The sequence below is a fragment of the Aeromonas rivipollensis genome (assembly GCF_037811135.1).
GTDB lineage: Bacteria > Pseudomonadota > Gammaproteobacteria > Enterobacterales > Aeromonadaceae > Aeromonas > Aeromonas rivipollensis.
The window spans coordinates 4,201,139-4,224,494 of the sequence record NZ_CP149130.1; the positions used below are offsets into that span (position 1 = coordinate 4,201,139).

24 protein-coding genes are annotated in these 23,356 nt (G+C 63.0%); 9 read left to right on the forward strand and 15 right to left on the reverse strand.

Annotated elements, in window-relative coordinates:
• Positions 1-15: 15 nt before the first annotated feature.
• Both ftsE and ftsY read right to left on the reverse strand, forming a co-directional pair.
• Positions 16-687, reverse strand: a complete 672-nt coding sequence (gene ftsE / locus WIR04_RS19165; protein WP_106885210.1) for a cell division ATP-binding protein FtsE — start codon at positions 685-687, stop codon at positions 16-18.
• 129 nt (positions 688-816) lie between these two features.
• Positions 817-2,493 carry a signal recognition particle-docking protein FtsY gene (gene ftsY, locus WIR04_RS19170; protein WP_338889066.1) on the reverse strand — a complete coding sequence of 559 codons (1,677 nt, stop codon included), beginning with the start codon at positions 2,491-2,493 and terminating at the stop codon, positions 817-819.
• A 111-nt stretch (positions 2,494-2,604) separates the two neighbouring features.
• Here ftsY and rsmD point away from each other — a divergent pair, with 111 nt between their 5' ends.
• Together rsmD and WIR04_RS19180 are read left to right on the forward strand one after the other, a co-directional pair.
• On the forward strand, positions 2,605-3,234 hold the full coding sequence (gene rsmD, locus WIR04_RS19175) for a 16S rRNA (guanine(966)-N(2))-methyltransferase RsmD (protein WP_338889068.1): 630 nt from the start codon (positions 2,605-2,607) through the stop codon (positions 3,232-3,234).
• Between the two features lie 117 nt (positions 3,235-3,351).
• Positions 3,352-3,666 (forward strand): DUF1145 domain-containing protein, encoded by a 315-nt coding sequence (locus WIR04_RS19180; protein ID WP_025325417.1) that lies wholly within the window; start codon positions 3,352-3,354, stop codon positions 3,664-3,666.
• Between the two features lie 37 nt (positions 3,667-3,703).
• On the opposite strand, the gene WIR04_RS19185 is transcribed toward WIR04_RS19180, so the two are convergent.
• Positions 3,704-4,069, reverse strand: coding sequence for a YijD family membrane protein (locus WIR04_RS19185; RefSeq protein ID WP_338889070.1), 366 nt, complete (start codon positions 4,067-4,069; stop codon positions 3,704-3,706).
• Between the two features lie 19 nt (positions 4,070-4,088).
• Entirely contained in the window at positions 4,089-4,709 is a 621-nt protein-coding gene (gene fabR / locus WIR04_RS19190) for an HTH-type transcriptional repressor FabR (RefSeq protein ID WP_025325415.1), read from the reverse strand.
• Positions 4,710-4,858: 149 nt separating this feature from the next.
• Here fabR and WIR04_RS19195 point away from each other — a divergent pair, with 149 nt between their 5' ends.
• The gene (locus WIR04_RS19195; RefSeq protein ID WP_307765211.1) at positions 4,859-5,977 is read left to right on the forward strand and encodes a fatty acid desaturase; all 1,119 of its coding nucleotides are present in this window, start codon (positions 4,859-4,861) and stop codon (positions 5,975-5,977) included.
• Positions 5,978-6,453: 476 nt separating this feature from the next.
• On the opposite strand, the gene WIR04_RS19200 is transcribed toward WIR04_RS19195, so the two are convergent.
• A complete protein-coding gene (locus tag WIR04_RS19200; RefSeq protein WP_338889074.1) occupies positions 6,454-7,707 on the reverse strand; it encodes a phospholipase D family protein in 1,254 nt (417 codons plus the stop codon).
• A 75-nt stretch (positions 7,708-7,782) separates the two neighbouring features.
• Between WIR04_RS19200 and WIR04_RS19205 the strand changes: the two genes are divergently transcribed.
• Positions 7,783-7,944 (forward strand): hypothetical protein, encoded by a 162-nt coding sequence (locus tag WIR04_RS19205; RefSeq protein WP_193353982.1) that lies wholly within the window; start codon positions 7,783-7,785, stop codon positions 7,942-7,944.
• 4 nt (positions 7,945-7,948) lie between these two features.
• Here the strand turns inward: WIR04_RS19205 and WIR04_RS19210 are convergent, their stop codons facing one another.
• The 3 genes from WIR04_RS19210 to tatA all read right to left on the reverse strand — a co-directional run bounded on the left by WIR04_RS19210 (position 7,949) and on the right by tatA (position 10,119).
• The gene (locus WIR04_RS19210; RefSeq protein WP_338889077.1) at positions 7,949-9,409 is read right to left on the reverse strand and encodes a lytic transglycosylase F; all 1,461 of its coding nucleotides are present in this window, start codon (positions 9,407-9,409) and stop codon (positions 7,949-7,951) included.
• A gap of 231 nt (positions 9,410-9,640) precedes the next feature.
• Positions 9,641-9,943 carry a YfcZ/YiiS family protein gene (locus tag WIR04_RS19215; RefSeq protein WP_042650556.1) on the reverse strand — a complete coding sequence of 101 codons (303 nt, stop codon included), beginning with the start codon at positions 9,941-9,943 and terminating at the stop codon, positions 9,641-9,643.
• Positions 9,944-9,957: 14 nt separating this feature from the next.
• On the reverse strand, positions 9,958-10,119 hold the full coding sequence (tatA, locus tag WIR04_RS19220) for a twin-arginine translocase TatA/TatE family subunit (protein WP_005323446.1): 162 nt from the start codon (positions 10,117-10,119) through the stop codon (positions 9,958-9,960).
• Positions 10,120-10,400: 281 nt separating this feature from the next.
• On the opposite strand from tatA, the gene WIR04_RS19225 reads away from it, so the two are divergent.
• The gene (locus WIR04_RS19225) at positions 10,401-11,405 is read left to right on the forward strand and encodes a LysR substrate-binding domain-containing protein (protein WP_338889080.1); all 1,005 of its coding nucleotides are present in this window, start codon (positions 10,401-10,403) and stop codon (positions 11,403-11,405) included.
• Positions 11,406-11,435: 30 nt separating this feature from the next.
• On the opposite strand, the gene WIR04_RS19230 is transcribed toward WIR04_RS19225, so the two are convergent.
• Positions 11,436-12,035 (reverse strand): YhgN family NAAT transporter, encoded by a 600-nt coding sequence (locus tag WIR04_RS19230; protein WP_042650554.1) that lies wholly within the window; start codon positions 12,033-12,035, stop codon positions 11,436-11,438.
• Between the two features lie 109 nt (positions 12,036-12,144).
• Positions 12,145-12,390, reverse strand: a complete 246-nt coding sequence (locus WIR04_RS19235) for a YecH family metal-binding protein (protein WP_025325408.1) — start codon at positions 12,388-12,390, stop codon at positions 12,145-12,147.
• A gap of 206 nt (positions 12,391-12,596) precedes the next feature.
• Between WIR04_RS19235 and WIR04_RS19240 the strand changes: the two genes are divergently transcribed.
• Complete coding sequence (locus WIR04_RS19240; RefSeq protein ID WP_162520185.1) at positions 12,597-13,880, forward strand: dicarboxylate/amino acid:cation symporter; 1,284 nt, start codon at positions 12,597-12,599, stop codon at positions 13,878-13,880.
• A gap of 21 nt (positions 13,881-13,901) precedes the next feature.
• Here WIR04_RS19240 and WIR04_RS19245 read toward each other — a convergent pair whose 3' ends face one another.
• Entirely contained in the window at positions 13,902-14,216 is a 315-nt protein-coding gene (locus tag WIR04_RS19245; protein ID WP_025325406.1) for a DUF2007 domain-containing protein, read from the reverse strand.
• A 202-nt stretch (positions 14,217-14,418) separates the two neighbouring features.
• Positions 14,419-15,321 (reverse strand): LysR family transcriptional regulator, encoded by a 903-nt coding sequence (locus WIR04_RS19250; RefSeq protein ID WP_106885221.1) that lies wholly within the window; start codon positions 15,319-15,321, stop codon positions 14,419-14,421.
• A 98-nt stretch (positions 15,322-15,419) separates the two neighbouring features.
• Between WIR04_RS19250 and WIR04_RS19255 the strand changes: the two genes are divergently transcribed.
• Positions 15,420-16,472, forward strand: a complete 1,053-nt coding sequence (locus WIR04_RS19255; protein ID WP_338889085.1) for an HlyD family secretion protein — start codon at positions 15,420-15,422, stop codon at positions 16,470-16,472.
• A complete protein-coding gene (locus WIR04_RS19260; protein WP_338889087.1) occupies positions 16,472-18,025 on the forward strand; it encodes a DHA2 family efflux MFS transporter permease subunit in 1,554 nt (517 codons plus the stop codon). The genes WIR04_RS19255 and WIR04_RS19260 overlap by 1 nt, the downstream gene beginning before the upstream one ends.
• A 56-nt stretch (positions 18,026-18,081) precedes the next feature.
• On the opposite strand, the gene WIR04_RS19265 is transcribed toward WIR04_RS19260, so the two are convergent.
• A complete protein-coding gene (locus tag WIR04_RS19265) occupies positions 18,082-18,708 on the reverse strand; it encodes a lysoplasmalogenase (protein ID WP_025325402.1) in 627 nt (208 codons plus the stop codon).
• A 172-nt stretch (positions 18,709-18,880) separates the two neighbouring features.
• On the opposite strand from WIR04_RS19265, the gene WIR04_RS19270 reads away from it, so the two are divergent.
• Entirely contained in the window at positions 18,881-19,039 is a 159-nt protein-coding gene (locus WIR04_RS19270) for a hypothetical protein (RefSeq protein WP_005332188.1), read from the forward strand.
• A gap of 168 nt (positions 19,040-19,207) precedes the next feature.
• On the opposite strand, the gene WIR04_RS19275 is transcribed toward WIR04_RS19270, so the two are convergent.
• Both WIR04_RS19275 and WIR04_RS19280 read right to left on the reverse strand, forming a co-directional pair.
• Positions 19,208-21,760 carry a TRAP transporter permease gene (locus WIR04_RS19275; RefSeq protein WP_338889089.1) on the reverse strand — a complete coding sequence of 851 codons (2,553 nt, stop codon included), beginning with the start codon at positions 21,758-21,760 and terminating at the stop codon, positions 19,208-19,210.
• Between the two features lie 99 nt (positions 21,761-21,859).
• Positions 21,860-22,831 (reverse strand): TAXI family TRAP transporter solute-binding subunit, encoded by a 972-nt coding sequence (locus WIR04_RS19280; protein WP_106887813.1) that lies wholly within the window; start codon positions 22,829-22,831, stop codon positions 21,860-21,862.
• Positions 22,832-23,356: the final 525 nt, after the last annotated feature.

Genomic DNA, 23,356 nt, shown 5'->3' on the forward strand with positions numbered 1-23,356 from the left:
GACGAATTATGGCCATCAGCTCTCCTCCTGCTCTTGGGAATACATGCGCCCGGCCTTCAGGGTCAGGGTGCGATAGCGCATGCGGGCGATCAGCCCCAGATCGTGAGTGGCAATCAGCACCGAGACCCCGAAGCGGTTGAACTCCTCGAACAGTCGCATGATGTCCATGGAGAGCTGGGGATCCAGGTTGCCGGTCGGCTCATCCGCCAGCAGCAGGGGCGGCTTGTTGACGATGGCACGGGCGATGCCGACACGCTGCTGCTCACCACCGGAGAGCATGCGCGGCTGGTAACGCTCCTTGCCGAGCAGGCCGACCTTGTCCAGCGCCGCCGCCACCCGCTTGTTGATGTCCGCGTGGCTGTAGCCATCGATCACCAGGGGCAGGGCCACGTTGTCGAACACAGTGCGGTCCATCAGCAACCGGTGATCCTGAAAGATCATCCCGATCTGGCGTCGCACATAAGGGATCTGGCTGCGCTGGATCTGGCTGACGTCATCGCCATGGAAGAAGACGCGACCATCGGTCGGCCGCTCCATCACGCTGATGAGCTTGAGGAGGGTACTCTTGCCCGCCCCCGAATGGCCGGTCAGGAAGGCCATCTCCCCCTTGCGCAGGTGGAAGCTGACCTTCTGCAGCGCCTGATGGCCACCGCTGTATACCTTGCTGACCTTGTCAAAACGAATCATAACGGTTCCCTGACAGTGACAAGCCCCGACCTGGGTCGGGGCATGTATTGAGGCTCAGATCGCGAGCATCCGATTACGCCGCTTTGCGGCTAATCGAACCGACGGAATGCCTTCACTCAAGTGACGGCCTTACTCATCGCGGCTGAAGAGGGCCTCGATGAAGTCGTTGGCAACGAAGGGACGCAGATCGTCGATCCCCTCGCCCACCCCTATATAACGGATCGGGATCTGGAACTTGTCGGCCACCGCGAAGATGACGCCGCCCTTGGCGGTCCCATCCAGCTTGGTGAGGGTGATGCCGGTCAGGCCCACCGCCTCGCTGAACAGCTTGGCCTGGCTCAGGGCGTTCTGGCCTGTGCCCGCATCCAGGGTCAGCATGATCTCGTGGGGCGCCTCTTCATCCAGCTTCTTCATCACCCGCACCACCTTCTTGAGCTCTTCCATCAGGTTGCTCTTGTTCTGCAGGCGACCGGCGGTGTCGGCAATCAGTACGTCAGCCCCACGGGAGCGTGCGGCCTCGATGGCGTCATAGATGACGGAGGCGGAGTCGGCTCCTGTGTGCTGGGCGATCACCGGAATGTTGTTGCGCTGACCCCACACCTGCAGCTGCTCGACCGCGGCGGCACGGAAGGTATCCCCCGCCGCCAACATGACGCTCTTGCCGTCGGCCTGGAACTGCTTGGCCAGCTTGCCGATGGTGGTGGTCTTGCCGACGCCGTTCACGCCGACCATCAGGATCACGTAAGGCTTCTTGCTGGTGTCGATCACCAGCGGCTGCTCGACCTGAGTCAGCATGGCCCCCATGTCCTGCTTGAGCAGGCCGTAGAGCGCCTCGGCATCCTTGAGCTGCTTGCGATCCGCGTGCTGCACCAGCCCTTCGATGATACGGCTGGTGGTATCCACGCCGAGATCGGCGGTCAGCAGCTGGGTCTCCAGCTCCTCGAACAGCTCGTCATCGATCTTCTTGCCACGGAACAGGCCGAAGAAACCGGAGCCGATATTCTCCCTGGTGCGCACCAGACTGCGCTTGAGGCGGGCGAAGAAGCCCTCCCGCTGCGGCTTCTCCTGGGTGTCGTCGTCCACCTTGGCGGCCAGGGGCAGGGCCGCCAGCGCAGCGGCCTCAGCCTCCATCTCGGCGACTAGGCGCAAATCTTCCGCTCGCTGGGCCTCTTTGGCGATACGGGCTTCCTCGGCAGCCTGTGCCTCGGCGGCAACACGAGCGGCTTCCGCGGCTTGTGCCTCGGCGGCAATGCGGGCGGCTTCGGCAGCTTCTGCCTCGGCGGCAACACGGGCGGCTTCCGCAGCTTGTGCCTCGGCGGCAACACGAGCAGCCTCCGCAGCCTCTGCCTTGGCGGCAACACGGGCTGCTTCCGCAGCCTCTGCCTCGGCGGCAACACGAGCAGCCTCCACAGCCTCTGCCTCGGCGGCAATGCGGGCAGCTTCGACGGCTTGTGCCTCGGCGGCAACACGGGCGGCTTCCGCGGCTTGTGCCTCGGCGGCAACACGGGCAGCTTCCGCAGCTTGGGCCTCGGCTTCGGCGGCGATCAGCGCCTCATTGACGATGACGGGCTCAAGTTCGGAGGCAGGTTCCTCCACCACCAGCGGGCCTTCGTCAGGGGTCGCCAGGGGCGCCTCGTGCGGTACAGCAGGGGCCTCGGTCAGGGAAACATCAGCGACGGGAGCGGGGGCAGCGGTGGCCTCGGACTCGGCGACAGCCGGGGTGGCGTCAGGGGCCTGTGATTGGACGGCCTCAGCCTCTTCTTTCTTGCGGCCGAAACCCAGCCAGGAAAACAAACCTTTTGCCATCTAAAAAATACTCACTTCGTTGGCTGACTGCTAAGATAGCCGTCCCTCGGCGGGTCGGCATAAAAATGAACCGCCTTATACTACCACTTTATTTTCTGACGACGAAACGCGATGCCCAGAGTGAAATCCAGCCGTAACAGCCCGAGCAAGAGCCCGGCCCCCCAGGGGCGAGCGGGCGTGGTAAGAATCATCAGCGGCCAGTGGAAGGGCCGTAAACTACCGGTCAGGGATGTTGACGGACTCAGACCCACTACGGATCGCGTCAAGGAGACCATCTTCAACTGGCTGGCCCCCCATGTCCGCGGTGCCCGCTGCCTCGACCTGTTTGCCGGCAGCGGCGGCCTGGGGCTGGAGGCGCTGTCGCGCTACGCCGAGCGGGTAACCCTAGTCGAGATGGACAAGGGAGCCGCCGATCAGCTCAGGAAGAACCTGGCCGCCCTCGGCAGTCAGCAGGGCGAGGTGATCCAGGCCGATGCGGTGAGCTGGCTGCAAGGCCCGGCCACCCCCTTCGATCTGGTGTTCCTGGATCCACCGTTTCGCCGCGAACTGCTGCCCCAGGTGTGCGAGCTGCTGGAGCTCCGCGGCTGGCTGGCACCGGATGCCCTCATCTATCTTGAACGGGAAAAGGAGATGAGCGATCTCCCCCTGCCTGCCAGCTGGCAACAGCTCAAGGACAAACAAGCGGGTCAGGTCTGCTACCAGCTCTATCTGCGGGACACCAAGGATGACGCCGCGGTTTGAATGCCAGGCGGGAGGGGAAATAAACGATTGCCACTCCCTGTCAGCGTGGACAACAACAACTCAAGGACAAGCAGGCCGGTCAGGTCTGCTATCAACTCTATGTACGGGAGATAAGCGATGAAGCGGGTGTTTAATCTATTGGCGATGGGTGTGCTGCTGTTCTTCTGGCTCGGCGTGGTGCTCGCCCTGCTGGGTACACTGCCGGGCAAACTGAACGGTTTCCTGCCGGTCTGCGGCGTCATAGTGATACTGATGCACTGGGTGCAGGCCAGCATGATCAAGGCCGCCTGCAAGCCCTACTTTGCCATCACCCGCCTCGAGTTCACCCAGGTGCTGATCTTCGGCGTGTTCGGCATGATGGAGATCCGCGCCAAGCTGCAGGCCATCATAGACGCCAGGCAGAGGGGAGAAACCCCGCCCCGGGCTGACTGACCCGAGACCGCCAGATCGAACCTGAAGGAGTGACCTGTCACTCCTTCACTTTTTTCCCCAGGCTGATGCCGAGCTTGATGGAGAGCACGGCGAGCAGCAGCAGCATGGCGATCAGGGAGAAGAAGTTGCTGCCAAGCTCGGGGTACTGCACCTTGAGCAGCGCCGTGTGCCCGAACACCCCGATGAAGAAGCAGATCAGGATGCAGCTGGGGGTGTTGCCGACTATGGGCTCGTGGCGATAGTGCTGATAGAGCTGGTAGGCCGCCAGCAGCAGGGCAATCAGGGGGAAGAAGGAGAAGGGCACGACCGACTCGGTCAACACCGACAGGAAGGCATCACCGCAGATGCCGATGAGCAGGGCCAGCAACAGGGGCATCTTCGGGATCGCGTTCGATTCATGCATGGGACTGTCCATCCTTGACTTAAGAGAGAGATTCGCGGCGCTTGCGGTTCTGGACCTCGGCGCCCATGGCGATCATCCGCAACTGGCTGATGGTACGCTCCGACAGGGCCCGGCACTCCTCGGGGGTCATGTCGAGGGCGTCGGCACCGGCGCTGAAGACGATGGTGACCATGGCTTCGGCCTGGATGTAGGCCTCTTCCCTCGGCGCCTGCGTGGTCGCCTCCAGATAATCGGTCAGCTCGGCGATGAAGTGCTGGATCTCGCGAGCCACCGCCTGACGGAAGGCCGCCGAGGTGCCGGAGCGCTCACGGAGCAGCAGCCGGAAGATATTCGGATTGTTTTCGACGAATTCCATGAAGGTCTGCACCGAGGTGCTGATGACGCTGCCACCACCGGCGATGCGCTGGCGCGCCTGGCGCATCAGCTGACGCAGGGTCAGGCCGCCCTCGTCCACCAGGGTCAGCCCCAGCTCTTCCATGTCGCGAAAATGACGGTAGAAGGAGGTCGGCGCTATGCCCGCCTCCCTGGCCACTTCCCGCAGACTGAGGTTGGAGAAACTGCGGTTGGCACAGAGTTGACTGAACGCCGCTTCGATCAGCGTACGCCGGGTCTTTTCTTTTTGTTGCGCGCGAATACCCACGAAAACAGTCACCTTGAGATTAGCGAGGCCAGATGATAACCCGAAGGCGGGGCCTGGATCAGGTTTGTCTCCGACTTTTTTACCATTGACCCGCATTCCGGCTCAATGGAGAATAGTGGACAGCTGTTCGCTGAATGGAGCCGAGTGAAATGGACCGCCCCCCGATCATCATGACCAACACCCTGCTGTTCGCCCTCTCCGGGCTGACGGCACTGATTGCGGTACCCTGGTACGGCCTGACCCATGGCTATGACTTCTGGCAATGGGGCAGCTTCCTGCTGCTGTTCTGCTACTGCGGCATCTCCATCACCGCCGGTTATCACCGGCTCTGGTCCCACAAGGCCTACAAGGCGCACCCCGCCCTGCAATGGATCTTCGCCATAGGCGGCGCCCTTGCCTTGCAAAACTCGGTACTCCACTGGTCGTCCGATCACCGCCGTCACCACCGCCACGTGGATGACAACCAGAAGGATCCCTACAGCGCGGGCCGCGGCTTCTGGTACTCCCACATCGGCTGGATGCTGCGGGAATACCAGCGCGAGACCTACCACGACTACAGCAATGTGCGGGATCTGCAGAACAACGCCATCGTCGCCTTCCAGCACAGGCACTATCTGGCCTTGACCCTGGCCACCAACATCGGCATCCCGCTGCTGCTCGGCCTGATCCATGGGGATCTGCTCGGCATGCTGCTGCTGGCGGGGGTGCTGCGCATGGTGATGACCCACCACACCACCTTCTTCATCAACTCCCTTGCCCATATCTGGGGCAACCAGCCCTTCACCGATCGCAACAGTGCGCGGGACAACGGCATCCTGGCCTTCTTCACCTTCGGCGAGGGGTACCACAACTTCCATCACCTGTTCGAAAACGACTACCGCAATGGCATCCGCTGGTGGCAGTTCGACCCCACCAAGTGGCTGATCCGCACCGCCGCCTGGTGCGGGCTGGCCGGGGATCTCAGGTCCTGCCCGGAGGAGCGGATCGAGCAGGCCAGGCTGGAGATGCAGCTCAAACGTGCCCAGGCCAGGTTGCGCAAGGCAGAGGACAGGGAGCTGTGGCAGGCGCTGCTGCAGGAGGAGTACGACAAGCTGAGCCTGCAGATCCAGCACTACTACGCCAGCCGCAAGCTGCTGCTGGAGCAGCGCAAGCGCAAGGCGCTGGCCCGCTACGACAGGCTCAAGCTGCAGCTGGAGTATCGCAACCTAAGGGATGGCTTCCTCGTTGCCAAACGCAACTGGAGTCGCCTGCTGGCCGGCATCGCCTGAGGGGACTGACCGCCAGACCTGATTGCCCAAGACCGCCCGCTGGCGGTCTTTTCATGGGCGTCTGGCAATCTTTTGGCATAAAAAAATGGGGCGACATTCGCATGTCACCCCCTCGCAAATAGCATGTTCCATATTGGGATCCGGCAATAACGGGGCTGATGTGCGTCACGGGTTTCCGCTCCCGATCCGCATCGCCAGCCAGAACACGCCGGCCGACCCACTCCCTTGCTGCCTTCACCCACACGGCAGACCAGCCGCCGTGTTTGTCCTTGCAACCGAAATACTACGCAGTTAAATAAAATAAAAAACCGTTATATGCGGCCCTGTATGCAAGCAAGGAAGCGACATCAGGTTTCGCCTGTCGACATAAAGTGATTAAAAACAATACGATAAAATCTCAATCCGGCTTTGGATGGCAAACGTTATCCTCGAAGGCGCACAAGGCTTTGCGAGATCTCGTACAAGCCGGGCTCCGTTCACAGCCAGGGGCGCAGTGGCAGCCAGTCGCTCAGTCGCGCCAGCAGGCGCCGCAGCGTCGAGGGAGGCGCCACCACGGGATGGACCGCCGCCCGTTGCCAGCCGCAGAGCCAGTGCCGCAGCTCGGCACAGAGCGCCGGGCAGCTCAGGTGCAGCATCAGCTCGGTGTTGAGCATCAGGGAGCGGGGATCCAGATTGAAGCTGCCGAGCAGCGCCTCCTCCTCCCCCATCAGGATCAGCTTGGCGTGCAGGCTGTGCGCCTCATCCGACAACTCGGCCAGCACTATGCCCTGCCGCTCCAGCCAGGGACGGTGGCGCCGATAGACGCCATACACCAGGGGCACGTCTGTGCTGGCCAGGGAGTTGGTCAGGATTTCGATGCCGACCCCGGCCTGGCGCTGCCGCTTGAGATGGCGGCGCAGGCTTCGGGTCAGGATCAGGTAAGGACTCACCAACCAAAGCCCCCCCTGGTTGCCCGCCAGCTTGCGCCCCAGCCGGGGCGCCGTGGTCGGCCGGGAGATGAGCCCCTTGCCGGGCCTGTCAAACCAGCACTCTCCGACCCCCGGATGCCAACGCAGGGGGAGAGGCGCTTCATCAAACAGGCTGGCGGGCAGATCGTAGACCATGGCCACTGCCGGATCCGTCAGGGTCAGCAGGAAGTCGTTCACCACGCGGATCTCGGCGGGCAGCAGGGGGCGCCGCAACAGGCGCCGGATGGGGTGGCTCCAGCGGCTGCGCCAGAACAGCTCGAAGCCCTGCTCGGCCTGGCGGCAGAGGGGGCCGCGGCAGACCAGATCGAGATCGACGAAGTGAGGGGGCGCCCCCAGCCCGAAGTAACGATCGCCGATGTTGCGGCCACCGATCACCGCCTCGTGGCCATCCACCAGCAGCAGCTTGTTGTGCATGCGGTGGTTGATGCGGCGAAAGCTGAGCAGACCTTCCAGCAGCAGGGTCAGGGGGCGCCAGCCCCTGAGCCAGAACGGATTGAACAGCCGCACCTCGATGCCGGGCTCTGCCGCCACCACCTCGAGGAAGCGGTTGTCGCCGGCATAGAGATCATCGATGAGCAGCTGGACCCGGACCCCGCGCCGCGCCGCATGGAGCAACTCAGACAGCAGCAGCTTGCCGCTGCTGTCCTCCTCCCAGCTGTAATACTGGGCCTGGATCCGGCTGCGGGCACCGCGGATCAGCTGGCAGCGGGCCTTGAGGGCGGCGCCGGGATCGTCGAGCAGGGCAAATTCGGCGGGGATCAAGGGTCATCTCCTTGTCATGAGACGGTGGCATAACCCAGACAACAGCCCCGATTGCGGCGTGTCAAGGAGCCGATGATGGAAGTGCGCGACCACCCCTACCTCAGCCAGAGACCCCAGGCCAGTCAGCCTGACCCCACTCCCGCCAGGCTGCTGACCCCCTGGTACCAGCAGCACAGGGATCAGGGCTGGGAGGCCTTCCCCTTTACCCCAGAAGATGGCCTGCCCGACCGGCACTGAGCGCTCAGGGCTGGACCGCCTCCATGGCCTCTGTCTTGCCCTCCAGCTGAGGCAGGCTGAAGCGGTAGGCCACGTAGTATTTGTAGATGGTGCCGACGTAGTTGATGGGGCCCTGGCCGACCTCGTTGGCCACCAGCTGCTCCACGTTGCCAAACCAGACGTTCGGATCCAGCCCCCTCTCCCTGGCCTTGGCCTGCAGCGCCTGCACCCGGTTCGGACCCGCGTTGTAGGCCGCCAGGGCGAACAGATGACGGTTGAGCCTGTCCATCCCGGGATCGTTGAAGTAGGTATCGAGAATGAGCCGCATGTAGCGGCAGGCTGCCTCCACACTGCCTTCCAGGCTGGTGAGCCTGGCGCCGCGGATCCCCACCTCGCCCCCGGTGCTCGGCAGCAGTTGCATGATGCCGACAGCCCCGCGGTTGGAGCGGACATTGGGATTGAGCCCCGACTCCTTGTAAGCCAGCGCCGCCAGCATCAGCCAGTCGAGCTCATATTTGTCGGCCTGGGTTTCCAGCACCTTGCGGATGGTCGACAACCGCCCCAGGGGATCCGGCGCCAGTATGTTGCTCATCTTGTCACTCTGGGCCAGCAGGCGACGCAGGGTCATGTCGCTGTAGAGGGTGCGTTTGCTCGACTCCGAGATATAGGCGTTCACCGCCTTGAGCAGCTCGGGGCTGTTGTTGCGCAGTGCCCAGGCGCTGCGCCCCTTGTCCCGCAGCGGGATCAGCTTGTGGGCCTTGAGGCCCCCTATCATGTCGAGCCAGATCCGCCCCTTGAAACTGTCGGTGACGGTCAGCGGTATGATGCCGGCGGCCACCATCTCCAGCAGATCCCCGTCCTGCAGGTATTCGGGCACTGTCTCTATGTAGACGGGGGGCAGCCCCAGCTCGCGGAACAGCCAGTTGAGCTGATGCAGACTCTCGTAATAGCTGGAGCTGGCCCGCACCCAGATCCGCCGACCGGAGAGCTGAGTGATGCGGTTGAAACCCGTCAGCTCCCGCTGGCTCACCACCCACTCCTCGATGGGCGAGATGAGCGGCTGGGAGAAGGTAACCTGCTCGCGCCGGGTCGGCGTCACCGTCAGGTTGGCCGCCACCAGATCCCCCCGCCCCTCGGTGAGGTAGTCCAGCAGCTTGTCCTGACGCACAGGGATATAGATGATCTTGAGCTTGAGCTTCTCCTTGGGGAGATAGGTCTGGTTCAGCCAGCGCTCGAAGCCTTGCAGTTGATTGACCAGGATGCCGTACTGGGCCCCCTTGTCGAAGAAGAAGAAGCCCCGTTCATAGACCACCAGGGCCCTGAGCTCCTTTTTTTGCAGTATGCGTTCGAGATCCCCGGGTTGGGGCAGGAGCTTGGGCTTGACGTCCGCGGCGCGCGCAGGGGCATCACCAGGCTGGGAACCGGGATCCGCCGCCAGCAGAGGGAGAGAGCAGAGGACCAGCAGGGCCCAAATCCATCGCATCATGAGGTAGCCACCTTCTGTTGGTCGACTCGCGCCTTGAGGTTCTAGGCAGGACAAGGCCCGACAAGCGGGACTCATGACGGGGTGCCATCATGGCACCTTCCTGCAGCGGAACGATTGGTGCCGGACTGAAACCGGATCGTCCGTGGGATAACTCACTATACAACGCAAAGAGAGGGAAAAGGCGAGGGGAAAAGCAATACGGCAGGCAAGCCTGCCGTCTCATCGGGGGGCTCAGATAGAGCGGGCACGCATCTCGAAAATCAGCTTCTCGGCGGTGCAGGTGAATTGCAGACGGGCCTTCAGGATCACGCCGTCGGCGCCCTGGGTCAGTTCGCTGTCGATCACGGCTTCGGCGGTCACCTGCTTGGCCAGCGCCTCATAGGCTGCGAGTTTGGCGCGAGCGTCGGCTTCTGCCGCGGCCTCGATCACCAGCTCCATCACATCGTCGCCTTCACCTATGATGGTGCCGATCTCGGCGAAACAGCCGCAGCTGTCGCAGGTTTCATTCAATTCCACTTTCTCGTCTACAGACATACTTCCACTCCTACTCATTTCGGATGTACTTCATCGTCACGCAAGGCTTTACGAAAATCCCTGATGGCGGTGCCCAGATCCTCACCGGCGCCAGCCAGGCGTTTGCTGCCAAACACCACGACGACGACCACCAGCAGGATCAACAGATGCCAGATATGAATTCCACCAAGTCCCATAGGGCGACTCCTGACAGATAGATACTCATTGTTTGTATCAAAAGAAGGCGCAACGATTGTTGGGCAAAATCAAGGCAGGCGCAAGTTGGCAGGAAAATCGTCAAAAAACATAAAAAGATACGGCGACCCTTGGCCGCCGTATGAGTCGGTGCTACTTGTCCCCTCAACCGCTACATCCTGTACCAGTCGCCATGAAGGCGAGAGACAGGTCGAGCATAGGGTCGCCAAGATATGAAAACAAATGGTATAAATTCATCTAAGAATTGAAGAGGATTCATATCATGTTGCTGGAACAGCTCGGGCGCATAGATCTTAATTTGTTGATTATCCTGCAAGTCTTGCTGGAGGAGCGCAATGGCAGCCGGGCCGCCCGCCGCCTGCATCTGAGTCAGTCGGCCGTCAGCAAGGCCCTGGGTCGCCTGCGGGAGACCTTCGACGATCCCCTGTTCGTCCGCTCAGCCTACGGGCTGGATCCCACCCCGCGCGCCCTCGATCTGCAGCTGCAGTTGCAACCCATACTGCTGTCGCTGGACAACCTGATCCAGCCCCCCGCCTTCGATCCCGCCAGCACAGAGCGGGAGTTCGTCATCGCCAGCATGGACAGCGCCTTCACCCTGTTCGCGCCGCTCTACCTGAGCGAGCTCAAGCGCCAGGCACCGGGGATCCGGCTGCGTTACGAGGAGTGGACAGAGCACAGCCTGACCGAGATGAGCCAGGGTCAGGTGGACATCGCCTTCACGGTGCGGGAGAACTGCATCAACTCGGATTTCAGGCTGGACACCCTGCCCAACGCCATCTGCCAGCGACTGCTCGCCATCGATGACCTCACCTGCCTGGTGCAGCGGGATCACCCGGCCCTGCGCGAACCCGAGTGGGATCTCCCCCGCTACCTGGCCCATCCCCATGTGCAGACCTATTGCGAGGGGCGGGACCGCTGGATGCTGGATCACAAGCTGGCGGAGCAGGATCTCTACCGCCGGATCGAGGCGACTGTGCCCTCCTTCGAGGCGGCGCTGCGCATGGGCATGCACTCAGACATGATAGTGACCCTGTCACGGCTCTATGCCCGCCACGCGACCCAGGTCTATCCGCTGGTGCCGCTGCCGTTGCCCATCGCCCTGGACAGCATTTCCCACCTGCTCATCTGGCATCAGCGTCACGAGGAGGATCCGGGGCACCGCTGGCTGCGGGAGACATTGCTCACCCTCATCATGGGCAAGCTGGAGAGCCCGGCCGGCGACCCGTCCCGCCCGGACAAGGTACTGGCCGTCATGGACGCACAATAAGAAAGGGGCTGCCAGGCAGCCCCTTTCTTCTTACCCCTTGCCCGTCACCGCCAGATAGTGGTGCACGCCATCCAGCAGCATCTGCACCGAGATCATCACCAGCAGCATGCCCATCAGCCGCTCCACGGCGGTGAGTCCTCGCTCACCCAGCAGCTTGTTGAACAGCTCGTAGAACATCAGGATCACGGCGCTGGCGCCCCAGGCCATCAGCAGGGCCAGGGACCAGTCCGCCATCCGGGTCGGCTCCTGGTTCGCCAGCAGCAGCAGGGAGGCCAGGATGGAGGGGCCCGCTATCATGGGGATGGCCATGGGCACCAGGAAGGGTTCCTCCCCCGCCGCCAGCCCGGTCACGCCCCCCGGACTCGGGAAGATCATCTTGATGGCGATGAGGAACAATATGATGCCCCCGGCGATGCTGACCGCCTCCTGGCGCAGGTTCAGGAAGCTCAGGATCTGCTGACCGGCAAACAGGAAGCCCAGCATGATGCCTAAGGAGAACAGCAGCTCGCGGATCATCACCTTGCGCCGCCGCTTGGGATCGACATGACGCAGTATGGAGAGGAAGACCGGCAGGTTGCCCAGCGGATCCATGATCAGAAACAACATGACGGCAGCGGAGAAAGTATCCATACAGGTTCCCGGGCGTTGCCCAGGCCAAGCCTTTAACAGAGGGGGAAGAGGGCGAAATATAACAAAGGAGGCGGGATTCGGCGAGCGCCTCGGTGCGCTCGCCGCGGGATCAGCCGTGGTTGCAGATCTTGTCGGCCCGGGTCTGGAAGCCCTGCTCTGACTCGATGAACTTGCCGCGTTTGGCCAACAGGCTGATCAGCGCCTCTGCATCCATCTCGCTCGCGCTGCAGGTATGGAAGCGGGCATCGGCGCCAAAGCGCGCCTCAATCGCCTCCCTGAGGCTGGCCCGGGTAAAATGGCCACCCTCTTCCAGCATCATCTCCATCACTTCGTGACCATGTATCGACTGGGACATCTCAAACCTCTTTAATCATCATGTCAGATGTCCATTAGAGCCTGAACCCCGGCCCTCGATCTTGATATAAGCCAACAAAACGCCTTTTTTAACTTCCCCGGGCTGGCCGCGAGCGTCGCTTTGTCGATAATGTGGCAACCTGATCGGGGGATGGCTACACTAGCGCCCCTTTGCCATCGCAGACAGAAAATAAGGACATTGGCGTCATGCTGTTCCATGGATTGGTCTTCAAGCCCTGGCGGATCTGGACCCGCCGCCCGCTCTGGTTGAAGACACTGCTCGGCATGCTGACCGGGATCGGGCTAGGACTCTGCTTCAGCGAGCAGGCAATGCTGCTCAAGCCCATCGGCGTCCTGTTCGTCAACACCATACAGATGCTGATGGTGCCCCTCATCTTCTGCTCCGTCATCGCCGGCCTCACCGCCCTGCTCAAGGGCAAGACCCTGGACAGGATCGGCAGCAAGGCCATAGGTCTCTACCTCTGCTCCACCGCCGTCGCCATCTGCATCGGCCTGGTGATGGGCTGGCTGCTGGAACCCGGCATGGGCGCCAACATGGGGCCCTACGAACGGACCGGCGTGATGGTGCAGCCGACCCTGGCCAGCGTGCTCAGTCATCTGGTGCCCCACAACCCGGTACAGGCCATGGTGGATGGCAAGATATTGCAGGTGATCGTCTTTGCGGTGGCCCTCGCCCTGGCCCTCAATGCCAGTGGCCGGCGCGGTCGCCCCGCCATTCTGTTCTTCACCTCCCTGGCGGAGGGGATGTTCAAGCTGACCCAGATGGTGATGGCGCTGGCCCCCTATGGCGTCTGCGCCCTGATGGCCTGGATGACGGGCAAATACGGGGTGAGCCTGCTGCTGCCCCTGCTCAAGGTAATAGGCGCCGTCTACCTCGGCTGCCTGCTGCACGTGCTCGGGGTCTACAGCAGCCTGCTGATCCTGCTGGCCCGCCTCAATCCGCTGCACTACTTCAAGAGCATCGTCGACGCCCAGGCGGTGGCCTTCACCAGCAGTTCAAGCAGCAGCACCCTGCCCATCAGCCTGGCCTGCGCCGAGCGCCGGCTGGGGGTCTCCCCCGCCATCACCGCCAAGGTGCTGCCCATAGGCGCCACCATCAACATGGATGGCACCGCCCTCTATCAGGGGGTGACGGCGCTGTTCGTGGCCCAGGCGTTCGGGGTGGATCTGCATGTGGTGGATTACCTGACCATCATCAGCATCGCCACCCTCGCCAGCATAGGCACGGCCGGCACGCCGGGCACCGGGCTCATGCTGCTGACCCTGACGCTGACCGCAGTGGGCTTGCCGCTGGAAGGGGTGGCGCTCATCGCCGGGATAGACAGGATCCTCGACATGGCCCGTACCACTGTCAACGTCTCCGGCGACATCCTGGTGTCGGTGCTGATCGCCCGCAGCGAGAAGGAGCTGGATCTGGCGATCTATCACGATGCCAGCGCGGGGGAGGACATCGACTTCACCCTGCGCTGAGGGTGACGGGAGAGAAAGATCTCAGTGATCCTGGGGATCGTGATGGCAGCGCCAGCAGATATCGAAGTTGGCGCCGTTCTCCTCCCCGCACTGACCGCACAGCCAGCCATTGCCCTGCCGCTGCTGGTAGCGCTCTATGATCCGTCCTGCCCGCCGGCGATCCTGCTCGCACACCATCAGGGTGACCTGCAGCAGATCCACCGGCAACTCCCCTAGCGCCCCCGAGAGACCCTCCCCGCTGAGCCGCACCCGCACCCCTTCGACTTCCAGCGCTCCCTTCAGGGCGTGGGCCTCCAGCGAGTGGGAGGCCCGATACAAATTAATCCACTGTTCCATGCCTTGTCCTCGAAACTGCTTGTCAGGGCCGTCATCGTCGCCAGCGCCACCATCATTTCAGGGCGTGCGCCTCCAGCGAGTTGGAGGCCCGATACAAATTAATCCACTGCTCCATATATCCTCTCCTCGCAACCCCTTGTCGATGCACCCGGCGGCGCCAGCCCCCGAACCATCACACTTCCTCCGCATGACCCCTTGCCGCTCACAGCAGGTTGTCGATGCCGTAAGTCGGGCCATTGGCCACCAGAAAATCGATAAACACCCTCAACTTGCGCGGCATCAGCCGACGCTCGGGAAACAGCAGATAGATGGGCACTTTGGGCTGCTGCCAGTCCGGCAGCAGGGCCACCAGAGAGCCGTCGGCCAGCTCATCATGGCACAACATGGCGGGCAGGGAGGCGAGCCCCAGCCCGGCCTTCGCCGCCTCTCTGGCACAGGTGATGTTGTTGACCTGGAAACGGGACGGCGGATCCACCAGCACTTCCCGGCCATCCAGTTCAAAACACCAGTGGGAGGCGAGAAAACCACTGCTCACCGCGACCCTTTCATGGCGCACCAGATCCTCGGGTCGGGTGATCGCCGGGCTGCGCGCCAGATAATCCGGGCTGGCGCAGAGCAGGCGACCTGTGCTCCACAGGCGCCGCGCCGCCAGGTTGGAGTCGCTCATGTCGCCGATCCGCACTATGGCATCCAGCCCCTCGCTGATGGGATCCACTATGCGATTGGTCAGCTCCAGATCCACCCGCAGCCCCGGATAGGCTTGCAGAAAGTGAGCCACCAGGCGACCCACCACCAGCTGCCCAGTCTCGATGGGAACCGCCAGCTTGAGGGTGCCTGTCACCTCCTGCTGGCTGGCACTCAGCATCAGCTCGGCCTGAGCCAGCTCCTCCACCGCCTTGCTGCAGCGCAGGTAATACTGCTCTCCGGCCTCGGTCAGGGTGAGCTGGCGGGTGGAGCGATAGAGCAGCCGCACGCCGAGGTGCTGCTCCAGTTCGGCGATGCGGCGGCTCACCGTCGCCTTGGTCATGCCCAGCTCCTGGGCGGCGGCGGTAAAGGAGCCCTTGTCGACGATGCGCACCAGAATCAAGGCTGCGTTCAAGTCCATTGTCTCACCAGTGAAACTGTATATCTCATGAATGGATACTAATCGAAACAGTCTGCCGATGTTAGCCTGCCCGCCACAGTTCAGGAAAAGCAAAAATCATGAGTCAACACAAGAAGATCCCCCTGCTGGCAGCCCTGCTGCTGGCCCTGCTCGGCATGCTGTTTGCCGCCTACTGGTATCTGCACGGCCGCCATTTCGAGAGCACCGACAACGCCTATCTGCAGAGCGAGGTGACCGGCATAGGCTCCAAGCTGCCCGGCTATATCAGCGAGGTGCTGGTGACCGACAACCAGGAGGTCAAGGCCGGCCAGCTCATCGCCAGACTGGACGACAGGGAGTACAGAACCCGGGTGCTCGAGGCCGAGGCCGATCTGCACCTCAATCAGGCGACGGCAGAGAACCTGGCCGCCACCCGTACCCAGCAGCTGAGCCTGATCCGTCAGGCCGAGGCCAGGGTCACCTCGGCCAATGCCGAGCAGGTGCGGGCCCAGCAGCAGGTGCGCCGGGTCAGCCAGCTCAATCAGCGCAACTACAGCTCCCAGGACAGTCTGGACGAGGTGCGCGCCGGTCTGCAGGTCAATCAGGCCCAGGAGCAGGAGGCCAGAGCCGCCCTGCAGGCCGCTCGCGAGCGCCTGCTGGTGCTGGACGCCGAAGCCAAGCAGAACCAGGCCAGACTGGCACTGAGTGAAGCCCAGCTCGAACAGGCCAGGCTGGAGCTCGGCTACACAGAGCTGCGGGCCCCGGCGGACGGCATCATCGGCAAGCGCAGCCTGCGGGAAGGGCTCTATGTGCAGTCCGGCATGCAGGTGGCCAGCCTGGTACCGCTGCAACAGGTGTGGGTCGAGGCGAACTTCAAAGAGACCCAGTTGCAGCACATGCAACCGGGTCAGCGGGTGGAGGTGATCCTGGATGCCTATCCGGATCAGCCGGTCGAGGGGATCATCGACAGCCTGGCCCCCGCCACCGGCGCCAAGTTCGCACTGCTGCCGCCGGAGAACGCTACCGGCAACTTCACCAAGATAGTGCAGCGGGTGCCGGTCAAGATCCGCATCCCCGAGCCGGGCGTACTGGCAGGCAAGTTGCGTCCTGGTCTCTCCAGCGAGGTGATTGTCGATACCCGCACCCCTGATCCCGTAGTCGCCGCCAACTGATGGAACCCATTCCACGTCGCAACTGGATCGCGGTCATGGGGGGCCTCATCGGCGCCTTCATGGCCATACTCGACATCCAGATCACCAACGCCTCCCTGAAGGACATTCAGGGGGCCCTCTCGGCCACCCTGAGCGAGAGCTCCTGGATCTCCACCTCCTACCTGGTGGCGGAGATGATCGCCATCCCCCTCAGCGGCTGGCTGAGCCGAGGGCTGAGCGTGCGCCGCTACCTGCTGTGGACCACGGGGGCCTTCATCGTCGCCTCCGTGCTCTGCTCGTTCAGCTGGAACCTCACCAGCATGATCGTCTTCCGGGCATTGCAGGGCTTCACCGGCGGGGCCCTGATCCCCATGGCCTTCTCCCTCATCGTCAGCCTGCTGCCGCTGCACAAGCGGGCCACCGGCATGGCGCTGTTCGGCCTCTGTGCCACCTTCGCCCCTGCCATAGGCCCGACGCTCGGGGGATGGCTGACGGAGCAGCTCTCCTGGCACTACATCTTCTACCTGAACGTGCCCCCCGGCCTGCTGGTGATGGCCATGCTGGCCCACGGTCTGGACAGGAAGCCGGTGGACTGGGAGGTGATAAAACGGGTGGATCTGGTCGGCATCATCACCATGGCGGTGGGGCTGGGTCTGCTGGAGGTGGTGCTGGAGGAGGGCAACAGAGAGGACTGGTTCGGCTCCAGCTTCATAGTGCGGCTCACCGTCATCTCTGTGGTGGCCCTGGTGTTCTTCGTCATCAGCCAGCTGCTGCGCCGCCATCCCCTGGTCAATCTGCGGCTGCTGCACAGCCCGCGTTTCGCCCTGGCCTGCTTCGCCTACCTGGTGCTCGGCATGGCGCTGATGGGGTCCATCTATGTGCTGCCGCTCTACATGGCGCAGATCCACAACTACAACGCCCTGGAGATAGGCGAGGTGCTGATGTGGATGGGCCTGCCCCAGTTGCTGGTGCTGCCCCTGGTGCCCAGGCTGGTCACCCGGATAGATCCGCGCTACCTGGTGAGCTTCGGCTTCCTGGTGTTTGCCATCAGCTGTTTCATGAACGTCAACATGAGCGCCGACTACGCCGGCCCCCAGCTGATCCAGTCGCTGATAGTGCGGGCCCTGGGCCAGCCCTTCATCATGGTGCCGCTCTCCCTGGTGGCGACCGCCAGCCTGACCCCGGAGGAGATCCCCTCCTCCTCCACCCTGCTCAACGTGCTGCGCAACCTGGGTGGGGCCTTCGGCATCGCCATCATAGCCACCCTGATCGACAACGACACCCGCATCCATGCCAGCCAGATAGGCAGTACCCTGGCCGCCACCAGCATAGAGGGGCAAAGCTACCTGCTGCAGCTGGCCCAGACCATGATGGCCCAGGGCTCGGATCCCGCGCTGGCCCAGCAGCAGGCCAGGGCCATGCTGTCCAATACCATCAACCGGGAGGCCGCCATCATGGCCTACAACCAGGTGTTCTACGTGATGGGTATCTTCCTGCTCATCGCCAGCGCCCTGATGCTGCTGCTCAGGCAACCGGCCCCCAGGGCCGCGGACGCCGAGCCGCTGGAGGCGTAAGCCAGAAATCAGAAACGGGCCGCTAGGCCCGTTTTCTTATGGTCCACGAAGCCTGCTTATCCCGCCAGAGAGGCGGCGATCAGGAACTGGGCGGCGAAGTAGCTGCTCATGATCCAGGCCGTGGCATGGGGGAAGGGGCGGCGGAAGCGGTCAAGGGCCAGCATGCTGTCGGAGAAGAGGAACATCAGCGCCCCCACCAGGGCCGCAGCAGAACCTGCCGTAAGAGAGGCGTGCCAGGCGCCGGCGGCGACCCAGGCCATGGCGATGATCACCAGCATGTAGCAGAAGACGGGGATCTTCATCTCCCCGAGCTTGCCCCACAGCAGGCCGAACACCATGCCGGCCACCAGCAACAGCAGCAGACCATCCACCAGCTTGAGCACCAGGGGGCCCTGGGCGAAACCGACTATGTAGCAGAGGTGCGCGACAAAAAATGCCGCCAATCCCTGGATGAAGCGATCCCGTGGCAGCATCAGCAGCACGTCCCCGGCCAGCGACAGGCAGAGGCCGAGCAGGATCCAGGCGTGGGAACCGTTGTGGTCATCGCTCTGGTAGCCAAAGGCCAGGGCGATGATGAACAGCATGGTCAGCGGTTTGCTGATGTAGAACTGACGGGAGTCTGAGCCATAAGCCGCGCGGATATGCCACCAGCCAGATGCGATGATCAAGAAACTCAATAACATGCCCTGCTCCTCACCGATTGCTCGCGGTCACACGGCAACCTCTTTAGTGCCCGCAAGAGTAGCAAATTCCCCCGCCCAGTGGCAGGGGGTGAAGCAGATGACACCCTACACCTAAAGTCTAATTGCCCCCTGCTCGCCGCTCGGGCATAAGAGACAGCTCTGGAAGATCACCATGGAAGACGCAATGACCAACTACCTGCCCGCCATCGACATCATGATGTGCCACCTGGGGATCAGCTTCGAACAAGCCTGTGAACAGCTTGGTCTGAGCCCGCAGGAGCAACAGACTCTGGATCAGCTGCAAAAGCAGAAGCAGACCCAGTCAAACTAGCCCTCCCGGCATGGCCATCATGACGTGCCACCTGGGGATCAGCTTCGAACAAGCCTGTGAACAGCTTGGTCTGAACCCGCAGGAACAACAGACGCTGGGATTGACGGAAGAGATCCCGCCCAGGTATTGAAAACGGCGCCATCGAGGCGCCGTTTTTATTGGGGGTGTCTATGAGCGGGTGACCCGTCGCCGTTGCAGCCAGACCACCAGCGCAAACAGCAGGAAGCCCGGGATCCACATCAGCTCCTTGTGCCAGCGCTCGGTAGGCGCCTTGACGGAGAGGATCTCCTGGTCAAACTCCATGCCGGCCGCCGCGGCCGGACTGCCGAAGGTGACGTTGTCGATCAGGGTCTTGCCGTCCTGCTCGTACAGGGCCAGCCCCAGGCTGGCCAATCGCTCTTCGCCATCGGCACCGGCCGGTACCGCCAGCAGCACTGTGGATTGACGCAGCTTGCCCACTGCATCCTCCCCCTGGATCCGCAGTCGCAGGGTGCTCTCCGCTTCCACCTCGCCCAGGGTCTGGGCCAGCTGGGCGGGGGGCGTCTCACTATAGGGATCGTGCACTATGTCCATCCAGAAACCGGGACGGAACAGGGTGAAAGCCACCAGCAACAGCAGCACATTCTCGTACCAGCGGCTCTTCACCAGGAACCAGCCCTGGGTGGCGGCGGCGAAGATCAGCATGGCGACCGTGGCCACCACGAAGATCAGCACCCCGTGGGCGAAGTCCACATCGATCAGCAGCAGATCAGTGTTGAAGATGAACAGGAAGGGCAGCGCCGCGGTGCGCAGGCTGTAGTAGAAAGCGGTGATCCCGGTCTTGATGGGATCCCCCTTGGAGACGGCGGCCGCCGCGAACGAGGCCAGCCCCACCGGCGGGGTCACGTCCGCCATGATGCCGAAATAGAACACGAACAGGTGCACGGCGATGAGCGGCACTATGAGGCCGTTCTGCTGCCCCAGCGTCACCACCACCGGCGCCAGCAGGCTGGAGACCACTATGTAGTTGGCGGTGGTGGGCAGCCCCATGCCGAGGATCAGACTCAGCAGGGCGGTGAGGATCAACATCAGCAGCAGGTTGCCCATGGAGAGCATCTCCACCAGATCCGCCAGCACCAGGCCGACCCCGGTCTGGGAGACGGCACCGACTATGATGCCGGCGGTGGCGGTGGCGATGCCGATGCCGATCATGTTGCGGGCACCGGCCACCAGGCCCTCCTTCAAGTCCACCAGACCGTCGCGGGCCGAGCCGTAGTCATGCTTGCCGTCGGTGCGCAGCCAGTTGAGCAGCGGCCGCTGGGTCAGCAGGATGATCACCAGCATGACGGTGCCCCAGAAGGCCGACAGCCCGGGGGAGAGGCGCTCCACCATCAGGCACCACACCAGTACCACCACGGGCAGCAGGAAGTGCAGACCGGAGAGCAGCACGGCGCGGGTGTTGGGCAGCTCGGTGAGGGGCTGATCCGGATCCTCGGCGGGCAGCGGCGCATTGCTGGCCGCTATCTTCAGCAGCCCCAGATAGACGGCCGCCAGCAACAGGGATATCCCCGGCAGGGCGTAGTCCCCCAGCGCAGGCTTGAGCCAGCCCAGACCATGGTAGACCGCCATCGACAGGCCGCTGATGAGGGTGGCACCGAAGGCGAAGCCGGTCAGACGACGCAGCCAGGGCTTGGGTTGATGACCGCCGATGGGCTGCATGCCGAGCTTGAGCGCTTCCAGGTGGACTATGTAGAGCAGCGCTATGTAGGAGATGGCCGCCGGCAGGAAGGCGTGCTTGATGATCTCCACGTAGGGAATGCCCACATACTCCACCATCAGGAAGGCCGCCGCCCCCATCACGGGGGGCATGATCTGGCCGTTGACCGAGGAGGCCACCTCGACCGCCCCCGCCTTCTCCTTGGAGAAGCCGACCCGCTTCATCATGGGGATGGTGAAGGTGCCCGTGGTCACCACGTTGGCGATGGAGGAACCGGAGATGACCCCGGTCAGGGCCGAGGCCACCACGGCCGCCTTGGCCGGGCCACCGCGCAGGTGGCCGAGCAGGCTGAAGGCGAGCTGGATGAAGTAGTGACCGGCACCGGCCCGCTCCAGCAGGGCGCCGAACAGCACGAACAGGAACACGAAGCTGGTGGAGACCCCGAGGGCGATGCCGAACACCCCCTCGGTGGTGATCCACTGGTGGTTCGCCAGGGCGGTGAAGCTCACCCCGCGGTGCGCCAGCAGCCCCGGCATCCAGGGGCCGGCCAGGCTGTAGGCGAGAAACACCAGGGCGATCACCGCCAGGGCCGGGCCCAGGGCGCGGCGGGTCGCCTCCAGCAGCAGCGGTATGCCGATGCAGGCGGTGACCAGATCGGCCGTGGTCAGGTTGCCGGGGCGCTGGGCCAGGGCCTCATACATGACGAACAGATAGGCGGCGGCACCGGCGGCGATCAGACCGAGGGCGATATCGCCGAGCGGCACCCTGTCTCTGGGGGAGCGCCGGAAGGCCGGGAACACCAGATAGGCCAGCAGCAGGGCGAAGGTCAGGTGAATGGCGCGGGTTTCGGTGTCATTGAGGACGCCAAATCCCAGCATGAAGGGCAGCGGAGAGGCGATCCAGAGCTGGAACAGGGACCAGGCCAGCGCCAGCCCGGTGATCAGCCAGCCCATGAGGCCGAGCGGCAGCCGGGCGCCCACGTCCTGGGCGATCAGTTCCTCGGTAGAGAGTTGTTTATCTTGCATAGGGGTTAACTTTTGCCTGCGAGTACAACGACACGACACCCGCTGCCGATGTGGCGGGCGGGTGTCGAAGAGAACGATGGAAGGCCGGCAGGCCTTCAATCAGAGCCAGCCACGCTCTTTGTAGTAACGTGCGGCGCCTTCATGCAGGGGCGCGGAGAGACCCACCTTGATCATGTCGGCCTCTTTCAGATCTGCGAAGGCCGGGTGCAGACGCTTGAAACGATCCAGGTTGTCGAACACCGACTTGACCAGCTGGTAGACCACTTCAGGATCGGCCTTGGCACTGGTGGAGAGCACCGCCTTGCCACCGATGGACGGGGTCGGCTGGTCGCTGCCCTTGTAGATGCCGCCCGGGATCTCGGCCTTGGTGTAGTAGCTCTTCTCGGCCAGCAGCTTGTCGATGTCGGCGCCGGTCACCGGCACCAGCACGGCGTCCGTGGTGGTGGAAGCTTCCTGGATGGCACCGTTCGGGTGGCCGACGAAGTAGCTCATGGCGTCGATGTTGTTGTCACCCAGGGCGGAGGCCTGCTCCGCTGGTTTCAGCTCGGAGACCAGGCCGAAGTCGCCCTTCTTCCAGCCCTTGACCGCCATGATCTCTTCCATGGTGTCGCGCTGGCCGGAGCCCGGGTTGCCGATGTTGACGCGCTTGCCCTTCAGGTCGTCGAAGCTGGCGATCTTGGCGTCGCGGCGAGCCAGGATGGTGAACACCTCGCTCTGCAGGGAGAAGACGGCGCGCATGTCATCCATGGCCCCTTCGGCCTGGAAGGGGGGCAGCCCCTTCATCGCCTTGTACTGGTGGTCGGACTGCATGATGCCGAAGTTGAACTCACCGCTGCGGATGCCGTTGACGTTGGCCACGCCACCGCCACTGGCCGGCGCGTTGCACTTGATCTGGTGATCGGCGGCGCCGCGATTGAGGAAACGACAGATGGACTGGCCCGCCACGTAGTAGACGCCGGTCTGACCGCCGGTGCCTATGGTCACGAAGCGCTCCTGCGCTTGCACCGGACCACCGAAAGTAGCACCGACCAGAGCCGCCGACAGGGCGCACGCCAAGGATAATCCTTTCATGTTCTTCATCCTTTTCATTGATTTATCTCACCCGATTCCCGGGTGAATATGAGACGGACCCACATCAAGACTGGGTCTGCCTATACAGCCTCGTACGAGGAAATGGTCGAGCGGCGAACGCCCTTCCAGAAGCCACCATCATCCTGCGGTGAGATAATCAGCGTCATGCCGACTGAGGGTGATTCGACCACAAAATAGCCGGATCAAAAGTTGTAACCCCTTGATTAGGCACAGAGTGCCAACATAAATCAAACAAAATGGCAAAACGGTGGATTTAAATAGCGAGAAATTTGAACTGGATCATCAATTCATCGGTCGTGGATTAATTGGTTTTGTGTGCGCAGGCAGCGGGGGAAATGGAGGGGTGGATTCTTTTGTAGCCCTTGACTGGCAAGGGCTGCCATCTGGCTGAGGGCGGCCCGAGACAGGGTCAGGATAGGGATCAAGACACAGGCCGGCGGGTTGCCCTCGCCGGCCTGATCTCATCTGCGAATCGGCGCCATTCCTGGCGCCCGGATCGCGGTT